The 12,804-nt window shown below is 68.4% G+C and carries 13 protein-coding genes; 7 read left to right on the top strand and 6 right to left on the bottom strand.

From position 1 onward, the window contains the following. The first annotated feature begins 5 nt into the window (after positions 1–5). The 5 genes from glf (at position 6) to ACFVM3_RS01715 (ending at position 4,688) form a co-directional block, all read left to right on the top strand. Positions 6–1,232 carry a UDP-galactopyranose mutase gene (glf, locus tag ACFVM3_RS01735; RefSeq protein WP_126732438.1) on the top strand — a complete coding sequence of 409 codons (1,227 nt, stop codon included), beginning with the start codon at positions 6–8 and terminating at the stop codon, positions 1,230–1,232. Beyond that, positions 1,225–1,740 (top strand): phosphatase PAP2 family protein, encoded by a 516-nt coding sequence (locus ACFVM3_RS01730; RefSeq protein ID WP_043848508.1) that lies wholly within the window; start codon positions 1,225–1,227, stop codon positions 1,738–1,740. Before glf ends, ACFVM3_RS01730 begins: the two co-directional genes overlap by 8 nt. Beyond that, positions 1,737–2,696: a decaprenyl-phosphate phosphoribosyltransferase gene (locus ACFVM3_RS01725; RefSeq protein WP_125679113.1), complete on the top strand. Its 960-nt coding sequence runs from the start codon at positions 1,737–1,739 to the stop codon at positions 2,694–2,696. The genes ACFVM3_RS01730 and ACFVM3_RS01725 overlap by 4 nt, the downstream gene beginning before the upstream one ends. Positions 2,697–2,793: 97 nt before the next feature. Further along, a complete protein-coding gene (locus ACFVM3_RS01720; RefSeq protein ID WP_378434616.1) occupies positions 2,794–3,144 on the top strand; it encodes a hypothetical protein in 351 nt (116 codons plus the stop codon). 38 nt (positions 3,145–3,182) lie between these two features. Then, complete coding sequence (locus tag ACFVM3_RS01715; RefSeq protein ID WP_378434614.1) at positions 3,183–4,688, top strand: hypothetical protein; 1,506 nt, start codon at positions 3,183–3,185, stop codon at positions 4,686–4,688. 30 nt (positions 4,689–4,718) lie between these two features. On the opposite strand, the gene ACFVM3_RS01710 is transcribed toward ACFVM3_RS01715, so the two are convergent. The 6 genes from ACFVM3_RS01710 to ACFVM3_RS01685 all read right to left on the bottom strand — a co-directional run bounded on the left by ACFVM3_RS01710 (position 4,719) and on the right by ACFVM3_RS01685 (position 10,161). Next, positions 4,719–5,312, bottom strand: a complete 594-nt coding sequence (locus ACFVM3_RS01710; protein WP_378434612.1) for a hypothetical protein — start codon at positions 5,310–5,312, stop codon at positions 4,719–4,721. Beyond that, the gene (locus tag ACFVM3_RS01705) at positions 5,312–5,998 is read right to left on the bottom strand and encodes a hypothetical protein (protein ID WP_378434611.1); all 687 of its coding nucleotides are present in this window, start codon (positions 5,996–5,998) and stop codon (positions 5,312–5,314) included. Before ACFVM3_RS01705 ends, ACFVM3_RS01710 begins: the two co-directional genes overlap by 1 nt. Further along, on the bottom strand, positions 5,995–7,485 hold the full coding sequence (locus tag ACFVM3_RS01700; protein ID WP_378434609.1) for a WXG100 family type VII secretion target: 1,491 nt from the start codon (positions 7,483–7,485) through the stop codon (positions 5,995–5,997). The genes ACFVM3_RS01705 and ACFVM3_RS01700 overlap by 4 nt, the downstream gene beginning before the upstream one ends. Further along, positions 7,482–7,967, bottom strand: coding sequence for a YbaB/EbfC family nucleoid-associated protein (locus ACFVM3_RS01695; RefSeq protein WP_378434607.1), 486 nt, complete (start codon positions 7,965–7,967; stop codon positions 7,482–7,484). The genes ACFVM3_RS01700 and ACFVM3_RS01695 overlap by 4 nt, the downstream gene beginning before the upstream one ends. A gap of 71 nt (positions 7,968–8,038) precedes the next feature. Then, positions 8,039–8,794, bottom strand: a complete 756-nt coding sequence (locus ACFVM3_RS01690; protein ID WP_378434605.1) for a decaprenylphospho-beta-D-erythro-pentofuranosid-2-ulose 2-reductase — start codon at positions 8,792–8,794, stop codon at positions 8,039–8,041. After that, complete coding sequence (locus tag ACFVM3_RS01685; RefSeq protein ID WP_378434603.1) at positions 8,791–10,161, bottom strand: FAD-binding protein; 1,371 nt, start codon at positions 10,159–10,161, stop codon at positions 8,791–8,793. The genes ACFVM3_RS01690 and ACFVM3_RS01685 overlap by 4 nt, the downstream gene beginning before the upstream one ends. 101 nt (positions 10,162–10,262) lie before the next feature. Here ACFVM3_RS01685 and ACFVM3_RS01680 point away from each other — a divergent pair, with 101 nt between their 5' ends. Then, on the top strand, positions 10,263–10,745 hold the full coding sequence (locus ACFVM3_RS01680; RefSeq protein WP_192747497.1) for a GtrA family protein: 483 nt from the start codon (positions 10,263–10,265) through the stop codon (positions 10,743–10,745). A 6-nt stretch (positions 10,746–10,751) separates the two neighbouring features. Next, complete coding sequence (locus tag ACFVM3_RS01675; RefSeq protein WP_378434601.1) at positions 10,752–12,677, top strand: glycosyltransferase; 1,926 nt, start codon at positions 10,752–10,754, stop codon at positions 12,675–12,677. Positions 12,678–12,804 lie beyond the last annotated feature (127 nt).

Genomic DNA, 12,804 nt, shown 5'->3' with positions numbered 1-12,804 from the left:
CGCCCGTGAGCGCGCACACGAACCCCGACAAGATTACTGAAGCCGATTACACCGGCTACGACCTCATCGTGGTCGGCTCCGGATTCTTCGGGCTGACCGTCGCCGAACGGGCCGCGGCCGAGCTCGGTAAGAAGGTCCTCGTGCTGGAACGGCGGCACCACATCGGTGGCAACGCCTACTCCGAGGCCGAGCCGGAGACCGGGATCGAGGTGCACCGTTACGGTGCGCACCTGTTCCACACCTCCAACAAGCGTGTGTGGGAGTACGTCAACCGCTTCACCGAGTTCACGAACTACCAGCACCGCGTGTTCGGCAAGTACCAGGGGCAGGTGTACCCGCTGCCGATGAACCTGGCGCTGATCAACCAGTTCTTCGGCAAGTCGCACACGCCGGACGAGGCCCGCGAGCTGATCGCCAAGCAGGCGTCGGAGTTCGAGACCGCGAACGCGCAGAACCTCGAAGAGAAGGCGATCTCGCTGATCGGCCGCCCGCTCTACGAGGCGTTCATCCGCGGCTACACGGCCAAGCAGTGGGAGAACGACCCCAAGAACCTCGGCGCCGACATCATCACCCGGCTCCCGGTCCGCTACACGTTCGACAACCGGTACTTCAACGACACCTACGAGGGTCTGCCGGTCGACGGCTACACCGCGTGGCTCGAGAAGATGGCCGAGCACGAGAACATCGAGGTCCGGCTGAACGTCGACTACTTCGACGTCCGCGAGCACATCCCCGCCGGCACCCCGACGGTCTACACCGGGCCGCTGGACCGCTACTTCGACTACTCCGCGGGCCGGTTCACCTGGCGCACGGTGGACTTCGAATCCGAGGTCGTCGAGACCGGTGACTTCCAAGGCGCCTCGGTCGTCAACTACAACGACGAAGAAGTGCCCTACACCCGGATCATCGAGTTCCGGCACTTCCACCCGGAGCGCAAGCACTACCCGAACGACAAGACGGTCGTGTTCCGCGAGTACTCCCGGTTCGCCGGCGAGGCCGACGAGCCGTACTACCCGATCAACACCCCGGAGAACCGCGAGAAGCTCGAGGCCTACCGCGAGCTGGCGAAGGCCGAGGCCAAGAACAAGAACGTGCTGTTCGGCGGCCGTCTCGGTACCTACAAGTACCTCGACATGCACATGGCGATCGGCTCCGCGCTGACCGCGTTCGACAACAAGATCGCGCCGCACCTGACCGATGGCGCGCCTCTGGACGGGTCCCTCGATGCTTGAGAAGGGCACCCCCACGGGTGAAGTCGCCGTCCTGGCCAAGGCTCAGGGCGTCCTGAAGAGCGACGTCACGGTGAAGGCGGCTCGCGGTCTTTCGCACTTCGGCGAGCACAGCGCGGGATGGTTCGCGCTGGGGCTCGTCGGAGCGGCGGTCGACAAGAAGCGCCGCAAGGACTGGCTGGTCGCGGCGGCGGGAGTCGTCGGCGCGCACGCCGCCTCCATCGCGGTGAAACGCGTGGTCAGGCGGCCCCGCCCGGACCACCCGAGCGTGGAGGTCCTGGTCTCCACGCCGAGCAAGCTGAGCTTCCCGTCCTCGCACGCGACCTCGACTACGGCGGCGGCGGTGCTCTACTCCGGATTGACCGGGCGTAACCTGGTCCCGGCCCTGGTACCGCCGATGCTGGCCTCCCGGCTCGTGCTCGGCGTCCACTACCCGACCGACGTTCTGGCCGGAGCGGCCCTAGGGGGCGTAGTCGGCGGCCTGATACGTAGGAAGCTGAAGCGACGATGAGTGAAACGACCGAGAAGGCCGATTCCAAGCCTGACGACGTAGAGCCCGTGGCCGAGGCCGCCGAACCGAAGAAGGTCGCCGGCGGTCTCGTCGGCGGCATCATCAAGACGGCACGCCCGCGCCAGTGGGTGAAGAACGTGCTGGTGTTCGCCGCACCGTTCTTCGCCTTTTCGAAGTCGACGGACCGGACCGGCCTGCTGATCGCCGCGCTGATCGCCTTCGCGGCGTTCTCGCTGGTGGCCTCCTCGGTCTACCTCATCAACGACGCGATCGACGTCGAGGCCGACCGGGCGCATCCGACCAAGCGGAACCGGCCCATCGCGGCCGGGATCGTGCCGGTACCGGTGGCGTTCGTCGCGGCGGCCGTGTTCTTCGCGGCGGGCCTCGGCATCTCGTTCCTCGCCAGCTGGCAGCTCGCGGTCGTGCTGGCGGTCTACGAGGCCGTCCAGCTCGGCTACTGCTTCGGGCTCAAGCACCAGCCGGTGGTCGATCTGGCCATCGTCGGCTCGGGCTTCCTGATGCGGTCGATCGCCGGTGGTGTCGCCGCGGGGATCGCGCTTTCGCAGTGGTTCCTGCTGGTCACGGCGTTCGGCTCGCTGTTCATGGTGGCGGGCAAGCGCTACGCCGAGATCATGCTCTTCGAGCGCACGGGGGCGAAGATCCGGTCTTCGCTGAAGAAGTACTCGGCGAGCTACCTGCGGTTCGTCTGGGCGACGTCCGCGGCGATCCTGATCATGTCGTACTGCCTGTGGGCGTTCGAGATCCGCCAGGTCGAGCACGACTCGGTCTGGGCGGTCGTCTCGATGGTCCCGTTCGTGGTGGCCGTCCTGCGGTACGCCGTCGACGTCGACGGCGGCAACGCGGGCGAGCCGGAGGAGATCGCGCTCAAGGACCGCGTGCTCCAGGTGCTCGGCGCGAGCTGGGTCGTCACGCTGTTCCTGTCGTTCTATCTCTGATCGACAGCTCGGACACAGCGCATCCACAGGATGCGCACGCATCCTCGGTGATGGGGGCGGGCACACAGCCCGCCCCCATCACCTTGAGGAGCGAAAGATGAGCGACCAGCAGCGGCCGTCCGAAGACGAGGACAAGACGGTCGAGAAGCCCGCCCAGGCCCCGGAGCAGGCCGCCGCGCCCTCGCCGGTGCAGCAGGTCCCGCCGAAGAAGAGCGGATTCCGCCGGTTCGCCGGGCACCGTGCGACGCAGCTGGTCGCGGTCGGCGCCCTCGGCTTCCTCCTCGGCGGCGGGATCATCGGTACCGCCGTCGGCCTTGCCTCCCGCGACGGTGACCGGCGGCCCGGTATCTCCCGCGAACACCGTGGTCCGGGCGGTCCGGGCATGCACCGGGACTTCCGTGACGGCCACGGCGATCGCGGCTGGCGTGACGAGTCCCACGGCGGGTAGATAACGGAATCATCACGCCGCCGTGTACGGTGTCCGTGATGCGAAGCGCCTCCGCCGATCTGCCCCAGGCTCCCGGTGCGCTGCCGGGAGCCGCCGTCCTTACCCGCCCCTGGGTGCTCCCGGCCGGGGCGGCGGTCGCTTCGGCCCTGGTGTTCGTGCTGGTCAGCGGGCATTTGATCGACGACACGTACATCACGCTCTCGTACGCGAAGAACCTCGCCTTCCACGGACACTGGGGCCTGATCGAAGAAGGCACCGCCAACACCGCGACGTCGCCGCTGAACGTCCTCGTGCTGGCGCTCGTCACCTTCATCGTGCGGGACGCCGTCTTCGCCGCGGGCATCGTCTTCGTCGCAAGCCAGGTGGCGCTCGTCCTCGGCCTGCGCCGCGTCGGCGCGGCGACCGGGCTCCCCGGCTGGTTCGCCCCGCTGGCGCTGGGCATGCTGCTGGTGAATCCGCTGCTGCTGTCTTCGGTCGGGCTCGAAGTCGCCCTCGGCGCGACCGCCGTCGTCTGGTCGATGGTGTTCCTGCACGAACGCCGTCCCGCGGCGGCCGGCGCGGTGATCGGCCTGATCGCGCTGATCCGGATCGATCTGCTGCTGATCGCGTTCGTCCTGTTCCTCGGGCGCCGCGAATTCTGGGTGGGTATCTGGCGGATGACGTTCGCCGCGCTCGCGGTGATGCTGCCGTGGTTCCTGTTCAGCTGGCTGGTGCTGGGTTCGGCGGTGCCGGACACGCTGGTCATCAAGATCATGCAGCGCTCGTGGGGGCCGTTCAGTTTCACCAACGGCCCGCTGCTGTACCTGCGCAACTTCCCGCTGGCGGCGGCGCTTTCCTTCCTGCCGCTCGTGATCGGCGCCCTCGCCGGTCTACTGTGGACATTCCACTTCCGGCGCGGTTCGGAGCGGGCGAAGCGGCTGCTGCCGTTCGCCACGCTCGCCATCGCCGGTGCGGCGCACTATCTGGCCTATTGCTGGCTGAACGTCCCGCCCTACCACTGGTATTACGCGCCCAGCATCATCGGCGCGACGGTCTTCCTCGCCGCCGGGGCCTGCGCGGTGCCCGGCCGGGCCCGGCTCGGCGCGGGGATCCTCGCGGGTGCGTTCCTCCTCGTGAGCGCCGTCGCCTACGCGGCCCCCGAACTGCCGCGCCGGTTCGCGCCCATCACCAGCAACCACGCCGCGTCCGACGAGTACCGCGCGATCGGCGCGCAACTGGGCGAACTGACCAAGGGACGCAAGGTGGAGAGCGCGGGCGAGGTCGGCGCGCTCGCGTACTCCTGCGATTGCGACATCGTCGACCAGTTCTCCGACCGCGGCTCCGTCGACCCGGCGATCGTCGAGACGAAGAACCGCAGCAGCGATCTCGGCAAGGCCCTGCTGGAGGCGAACTTCCGGTTCTTCGACCACAGCGTCCCGCCCGCGACCCCGGATCTCGTGCTGGCCACCACCCGGAAGGCGCCGCCGCCGAACGCGCTGGCGACCTGGACGATCAGCTCGCCCTGGATGGGCACGCAAAGCCTGTACCTCCTCCCGGCGCGCTGACCTCCGCATTCAGAGGACGAAATGCAGCGGTCAGCGCCGTGAGTGGGCGCGGTCGGCCTTCGTGACGGCCAGCATGTCGCGCTGGCAGACCGTGGACCCGTCGGCGAAGACGAACTGAAGTACCGGCCGCGGCGGGAAACTCCGCCCCAGATAGAGCGCGGACACCGAACGCACCACTCCCGACGGCATCTCCTCGAACGTCCGGAACGGCTGGGCGGGATCCTCGCCCTCCAGCATCCGCGCCGGGTACACGACGGCCAGCCGCCGGTCGGACAGCGTCAGCCGCGCCTCGCCCTTGCCGCCCGCGAGGTGGTCCGCGAGCCGTGCGGCGACCTGGTCCGTGGTCCGCGCGACGGCCCAGTAAGCGATCGTCGGGTCGTCGGTCCAGTCGCCTTCGAGCACGTCGGAGGCGGGCAGTGGCCACCGCGGTTTCCCCGTCACCGCAGGGGTTTCCCGCGACGGCGCATACGGCCGTGTGAGCTTCCCGTCGAGCACCAGCCCGACGTATCCGTGCGCGGGCGGGCAGCCGATGATCAGGCGCTCGCCGGGCGCGAGCCAGAACTGGTGCAGTTCCCGTTCGACGACCTCGTCAACGGACTTCGCCATCGGAAGTGTGTTCTCCATCAGCTCACCGTCACCGAGTGGAGCCAGGTAAACTGACGCGGATCGTCGCAGTCGAACAGGAAATCCATCCCCGATCCGTCCACAAAGGACGCCCGAAGACACGGGCGCCGCTTCTTGCCGTGCTCGGCGACCGCGAAACCGGCGATCGCCTCGCGCGGGATCTCCGCGCACGGCACCATCTCGTGCCGCGCGATCGGGACGCCCTCGGCGTTCTCGCCGTAGGTCTTGGTGGTCATGATCGCGGCGATGTCCTTGCCGAACCCGATCGCCTTCGACACGAACGACTTCTTCGAGGGCTTTTCCGGAGCGACGAACTTCTCCAGCACCAGCAGCCGCGCGCTGGTCAGCGCCCAAAGCCGCGAAAGCGAGCCGCTGGTGGGCAGCTCCCGCACCGCCGCGTGCGCGAGCCCGCCTTGTTCGCCGAGCACGACGACCTGTGGCGACGGCGGATTCGACTTGCCGCCGTCGTCACCCCCGCCCAGCGCCGCGCCGACCACGTCGCCCGCGAAGTTCGCCGCGCCCGAGCCGATCTTGCCCAGCACGCTCTTCTTCGGCACCCCCCACGGGTCGAGGCCGCGCACGTCGTAGTTCACCGTCCGGCCGTACGCGGCCCACAGCAACCGTTCGCCCGGGTGCAGCGAAGGCAGGGCCTGCGACGCCGCCCCGAGCGGGTAGCCGAGATTCATTCTTCGATCGTGAACCCTCTGTCGGTCGCCGCGCGGCGCTCTGCCTCGGACGACGAGTCCTGCGACTCGTGGTAGCCCGCCTTGACGCCCTGCTCGACGCCCAGTTCGGCCAGATTACCGGCACTGCCGCGGAAGGCGGCCTTGCCGACGCTGGTCGTGCCGCTCATGCCCATCGCCCGCAGCCCGGCCTCGGTGAGGTTCGTGGTGAGCGCGTCCGAGCCCTCGCCGCCGACGCCGTACCGGTCGGCGAACCTGTTGGCCGTCTTGGACGCGCCGGTCGTGGGATTGGCCTTCGTGACGATCTTGGCGAGGGGGTTCTTGTCGATCTGGTCGGCGATCCGCTTCTGCACCCAGTTGCCGTCGCGCAGCCCTTCGGTGCGCTCGACGACCTTCTTCAGCGGCCCGTTGCGGAGCGCCTTCAGGATGTCTTCGAGCTTGTCGATCAACGGCTTGAGCTTGCCGAGCAACTGCTTGACCTTCATCCCGAGCCGTCCGCCGGTCACCGCGACCTGCCCGGCCGTGGCCGCGCCCGCCGCGCCGACCGAGGCGCCCGCCGTGATCCACGAGGCGGCCAGCGCGGCCAGCCACTCGATGATCAGGCCCATCACCAATTCCTGGATGATGTCGATGACGATCTCGACGAAGGCGTCGAACAGGTCGGCCGCGATCTCCAGGATCTGCTGCAGCCCGCGGACGTCGTTCGCGAACGCCTTGGCGCCGCCCGAGAACTCGGTCATCTGGCCGCGGAACGCGTCGCCGGCCTGGCCTTTCCAAGCTTCCGTGGTGCCTTCGGCGCGCTTCTGCTCGTGTTCGGCGACGCCGTCGAGCCACTTCGCCGTCTGCTCCCAGCCCTTGGCGGTGCTGCGCATCTGCTCGGGGTCACCGATCGCGGGCTCCAGCACCAGCTCGACCAGCGGGCTGATCACGATCCCGATCAGGAAACCCAGCCCGTTGTCCACAAAGGACTGCCCGGGACTGGTCACGAGCTGGAGCTGTTCCATCCGCGCGTGCACCGCCGCGATCGCGACGTCCGGCGGGCTGCTCGCCCTGGCGACCTCCGAGGACGTGCTGATCCACGAGCTGCCGTAGCCGCCGTTCTGCTCCCAGAACCCCTTGCGGCCGGAGTCGCCGGCGCTGTTGAGGTCGCTCAGGCTGCCGGGGCCGCTGCCGCCGTCGTCCAGACCGGCACCGAGGCCGGTGATGACCTCGGCGGTGCCCTGGTTGTGGTCGAGGTAGGTCTTCGCCGCCGTGGTGGTCTTGTCGGCGATCTGGTCCATGAAGGACTTCGCCTGCTCGGCGAGGTCCTGGCACTCCTGCAGCCCCTCGAAGTACTTGAAGGCCATCAGTTCGCCGAGTGGACCGAAGCAGTCGTCCGAGACCCTGGCCTGCTCCAGCAGGCTCGCGAGGCTGCCGAAGTTCCCCGAGGCCTCTTTGGACCCCGTCGCGTGCGCGGTGAGCGCTTCCGTCTGTACGCCGAAGCCGGTCAAAACGAGTCCCTCCGCAGGATCGGGCCGCCGAAGTCGTCATCGTCGGCGGGAGCGGGGCGCGTCGGACGAGACGTGCGGACGGGCTGCTGGAGAGCGGGTCCTGCGAGGGATTCCGCGGGCGGGGGAGCGCTCGGCCCGAGCGGTTCGACGTGGGCGTTGAACGCCTCTTTGAACTGGTCCGCGCGGTCGCCGAGGATCGGCTGGACGGTCTGCTGCATCGCGGCCGCCGCCTGCTGGGTCGCTTCTCTGACCGCGGCGAGGATCTCCTGCTGCAGCGCGGTATGCGTGCGGTTCATCGCCTTCGGGGACAACTGGAGTCCCAGCAGGGCGCCGGACGGAGCGACGGTCACCGTCACCGAGCCGTCGGCGTTGCGCGCGGATCCGCGCAGCCCGGCGATCTTGTCCTTCAGTTCCGCGGCTTTGGCGGCCTGCTCCTGGAACGACCGGATGGCCGCGTCGAGCCTGGCTTCCTGGTCAGCCATCGATTCCTCTCAACCCGGGGACGGAGGGAGTCCGTGCCCGGGTGAGACGAATGGAGTAACGCGTCCGTTCCCTAGATCGGCAGTTTGCGGAAGATCGGCCGCGGCACGTGCCGCAGGGCCGACATGACCAGGCGGAACGGCGCGGGCGCCCACACCAGTTCCTTGCCCGCGCGCGAGGCGCCGACGGCGATCTCGGCGACCTGCTCGGCGGTCTGCGCCAGCGGGGCGTCCTTGAGACCCTCGGTCATCTTGGTCTTCACATGCCCGGGGCGGACGACGGTGATCTGCACGCCGAACTCGGCCAGGGCCTCACCGAGGCCCAGGTAGAAGCCGTCGAACCCGGCCTTCGTGGAGCCGTAGACGAAGTTCGACCGGCGGACCCGCTCACCGGCGACCGACGACAACGCGATGACCTTGCCGTGGCCCTGCTTCTTGAGCTTGTCCGCCAGCGCGACACCGACGGACACCGCGGCCGTGTAGTTCACGGTGGCCGCCTCGACGGCCTTCGCGTGGTCCTGCCACAGCTCTTCCTGGTCGCCGAGCAGGCCGAACGCCACGACGGTGACGTCGATGTCGCCACCCTCGAACGCCTTGTCCAGCACGGCGGGGTGCGACTCCATGTCCTTCGCGTCGAAGTCCACAGTGGACACCTCGGCGCCCTTGTCCTTCAGGCGCTGCGCTGCCGCGTCGAGCCGCGGCGACCGGCGTCCGGCCAGCACGACCCGAAGCGGCTTCTCGGCCAGGTACTTCTCCGCGATCGCGAGCGCGATGTCGGAGGTGCCGCCGAGCAGCAGCAGGGACTGGGGGTTGCCCACAGCGTCGATCACAGTTCCAACCTTCGGGACATGTCAGAGGCGAAAACGCCTTCGGGGTCAACGGAAGCGCGGACCTTGCGCCACTCTTCGAGCCGCGGGTACATCTTCGCGAAGTTCTCCGCGGAGGTGCGCGAGTCCTTCGCCGTGTACAGACGGCCGCCGATCGCGAGCACGTCCTCGTCGAGCTCTTGGCAGAACCGGCTCAGCCCGTCCTTGATCGGGAAGTCGAGGCAGACCATCCAGCCGGGGTGCGGGAACGACAGCGGCGCCGCGTTGCCCTCGCCCATCTGCTTGAACACGTTGAGGAACGACACGTGCCCGGAGTCCGCGACCTTCTGGATGATCCGGCGCAGCGGCTCGTGCGCGTTCAGCGGCGTGCTGAACTGGTACTGCAGGAAACCCTTGGAGCCGTACGCGCGGTTCCACTCGCCGAAGAGGTCGAGCGGGTGATAGAAGGCGGTCAGGCTCTGGATCTGGTCGCGCGCGTTCTTCGCGGTCTTGCGGTAGTACAGCTCGCCGATCGCGGAGAAGGACAGCTTGTTCGCCAGCCCGTTCGGGAACACGTCCGGCAGGGTGGCCAGCGTGCCAGGGTTGAACTTGAGCGGGTCGGCCCGCAGCTTGGGCGGCAGTTCGTCCAGCTTGGCGAGCGAGCCGCGCTGGAAGGCGGCGCGGCCGAGCTTCGCGCCCCTGGAGATCGAGTCGAACCAGCCGGACGAGTACGTGTAGTTGGCCTCGGAGCCGTCGGTGACCAGCGCCAGGGTCTCGTCGAGGTTCGCCGTGCGCTGGATGTCGGCCTTGAAGTAGGCCGTCTCGGTCTTCGTCATCCGGATCTTGGCGCGGACGATGATGCCCGTCAGGCCGATCCCGGCCACGGTCGCCCAGAACAGCTCCGCGTCGGGGCCGTCCGGCGTGAGCGTGCGCACCTGCCCGTCGGCGGTGATCAGGTCCATCGACACCACGTGGTTGCCGAAGCTGCCCGCCGAGTGGTGGTTCTTGCCGTGGATGTCGTTGGCGATCGCGCCGCCGATGGTGACCTGGCGCGTCCCCGGCAGCACCGGCACCCACAGGCCGTACGGCAGGCCCTCGCGCATCAGCTTGTCGAGGCTGACGCCCGCGTCGAGGTCGACGATGCCGGAATCCGGGTCGATCGAGTGGATGCGGTCCAGCGCGGTCATGTCGACGACCAGGCCGCCCGCGTTCTGCGCCGGGTCGCCGTAGGACCGGCCGAGACCGCGCGCGATGACCCCGCGTTCCCCGGCCCGCGTCACCGCACGGGCGATGGCTTCCACATCGGGGGTGCTCAGGACGTCCGCGATACTCGGCGACGTCCTCGCCCAGCCCATGAGCGACTGCCGCTGTGTCTTGGGTGCTTGGGTCACGCCGACCAGGGTAACCACGCCGAACAATGCCCGGAACGTGACCCTGAAGTGCTCGCTTCTACACTTTGCGCATCAGCCCCAGCAGTTTATGAGGTAGAGCAGTGGTGGCGACCGACCCGAAAGCCGGCGTGACGGCAGCAGCGCCGTCCTCTCCTGGGCTGCTCGGGCAGCTCATCCGCTTCGGCCTCATCGGCGGCTTCTGCGCCCTGGTCGATTTCGGTGTCTACCAGGGGCTTCGCGCCCTCGGAATGGACGCGACGCCGTGGGTGGACATCGCCCGCGCGCTCAGCTTCATCGTGGGCACCACGACCGCCTTCTTCCTGAACCGCAAGTTCACCTTCGCCGGTGGACGCCAGGAGGGCGCGCGTCAGATCGGTAGCTTCGTACTCCTGTACGCCGTGACGTTCCTCGTCGCCGTCGGCGTCAACCGCACGATGCTGCACGTCCTGCCCGAGTCGGCCTGGAAGGCCACCTTCGGTTGGGTCGTTTCGCAGGCAACCGCGACCATGATCAATTTCGTCATGCTCAAGTGGGTCGTCTTCCGTGAGCCCCGCGCCATCGCCACCAGCAAAGAGGAGAACTGAGGATTCATGCCCGGTAAAGCCGCCGTCACCGGAGAGGCCCCGAGCGCCATGGTGAGCACTGTCGACGACACCCGCTTCGCGGAACGCACCCCGCAGGGCCGTCTCACCGCGCAGCGCGGGCTCTATGCCGGCCCGGCCCCCATCGTCAGCAAAGACCTCTACGCCGAACTCGAATGGGGTACCGCCGTGCGCGAGCGCGGGGGCATCTCCATCGAGCCGGCGTCGAAGGTGTCCGGCAACACCTACTTCGGCCGCTTCCCCGCGAGCTACTGGCAGCGCTGGACCGACGTGACCGAGGTCCAGGTCGAGGCCGTCGTCACCGGTGACGGCCAGCTGTCCGTCGGCGCCTCCGACATCGAGGGCGACGCCCGCGTGGTCGCCGCCGAGATCGTCACGGGCGCGAAGCAGCAGAAGGTGATGCTCACCGCGAAGCTCGACAAGTTCTACGACGGCGGCGCGCTCTGGCTGGACATCGAGACCGAGGGCGGCCAGTCGCTGCGTGTCGAGAAGGTCCGCTGGACGGTCGAAGCGCCGGAGAAGATCCGCCCGACCGCGGTGACCATCTGCACGATGAACCGCGCCGACGACTGCCTGTCGAACCTGAAGGCGCTCGCCGCCGACGTCTCCTCCCTGGAGACGCTCGACGCGATCTACGTCGCCGACCAGGGCACCGACCTCGTCGAGTCGCGTGACGGCTTCGATCAGGTCGCGAAGGACCTCGGCGACAAGCTGCACTACATCAAGCAGCCGAACCTCGGCGGCGCCGGCGGCTTCACCCGCGGCCTCTACGAGGTCGCCGGGCACACCGAGACCGAGCACGCGAACGTCCTGTTCATGGACGACGACGTGCTGCTGGAGCCGGATCTGGTGATCCGGATGACCGCGTTCTCGAACCGCACGGTCAACCCGATCATCGTCGGCGGGCAGATGCTGAACCTGCTGCACCCGAACCAGCTGCACGTCGGCGCCGAATACGCCCGGCTGAACACGCTGGAGCCCGGCCAGCCGGTGCAGCACTCGCTCTCGACCGCCGACCTGCTCGGCGTCGACGAGGAGACCCTCAAGCCGAACCGCCAGGAACGCCGCCTCGACGCCGGGTACAACGGCTGGTGGTCGTGCCTGATCCCGTACGAGGTCGTCAAGGCCACGGGCTACCCGCTGCCGTTCTTCTTCCAGTGGGACGACGCGGAGTACAGCTACCGCGCCCGCGCGCACGGCTTCCCCACCGTCACCCTTCCGGGCGCCGGCGTCTGGCACGCCGACTTCCACTGGAAGGACTGGGACGAGTGGCACCGCTACTTCAACCTGCGGAACTCGATCATCACCGCCGCGCTGCACTCGCCGTTCAACCTGAACCTGCTCTCGCGCGTGCTCCTCGCGCAGCTGGTCCGGTACCTGCTCGGCATGCAGTACGGCCTGTCCGCCACGCTGATCAAGGCCGTCGAGGACTTCCTCGAGGGGCCGGAGGTCCTGCGTGACGGCGGCGTCGCCGCGATGAAGGAGATCCGCCGGATCCGCGACGAGTACCCCGAGACCAAACGGCACAAGGCCACCGACGTCCCGGGTATCGCGTCGAACGACATCGGCATCATCAACAGCGCGCCGCGGCCCAGCATGCAGCGCCTGGTACTGATCAAGCGGATCCTCGACCGGGTGCTCGGCCGCAGCCGTCACTCGCTCGGCGCGATCCCGATCGACGAGGCCCACTGGTGGCACGTCGCGACCTTCGACACCGCCGTCGTCACCGACGCTTCGCAGGAAGGCGTGCGGGTCCGCTCGTACGACCGCGCGAAGATGTTCGACCTGGCGCGCCGGGGCGCGAAGGTGATCCAGCGGCTTCGCAAGGAAGGTGCGGCGGTGCAGGAGCAGTACAAGCGCGCCATGCCCGAGCTGACCTCGCGGGACAACTGGAAGCGCCTCTACAAGCTGTAGGCACTGCCTGACTTGAGCTGAAAGGGCCCTTCACCGCATGCGACGCGGTGAAGGGCCCTTTCGTCTCGGTCGAAGCTGGGTCACCTGCCGCCGACGGGTTGCGAAAGCCACTTTCGCAACGTTGAAG

Origin of the sequence: Amycolatopsis sp. NPDC057786, from assembly GCF_042797905.1 — a bacterium.
Classification (GTDB): Bacteria; Actinomycetota; Actinomycetes; order Mycobacteriales; family Pseudonocardiaceae; genus Amycolatopsis.
Note: the sequence above shows the minus strand (reverse complement) of the source record. Positions and strands in the feature narration are given on the sequence as shown.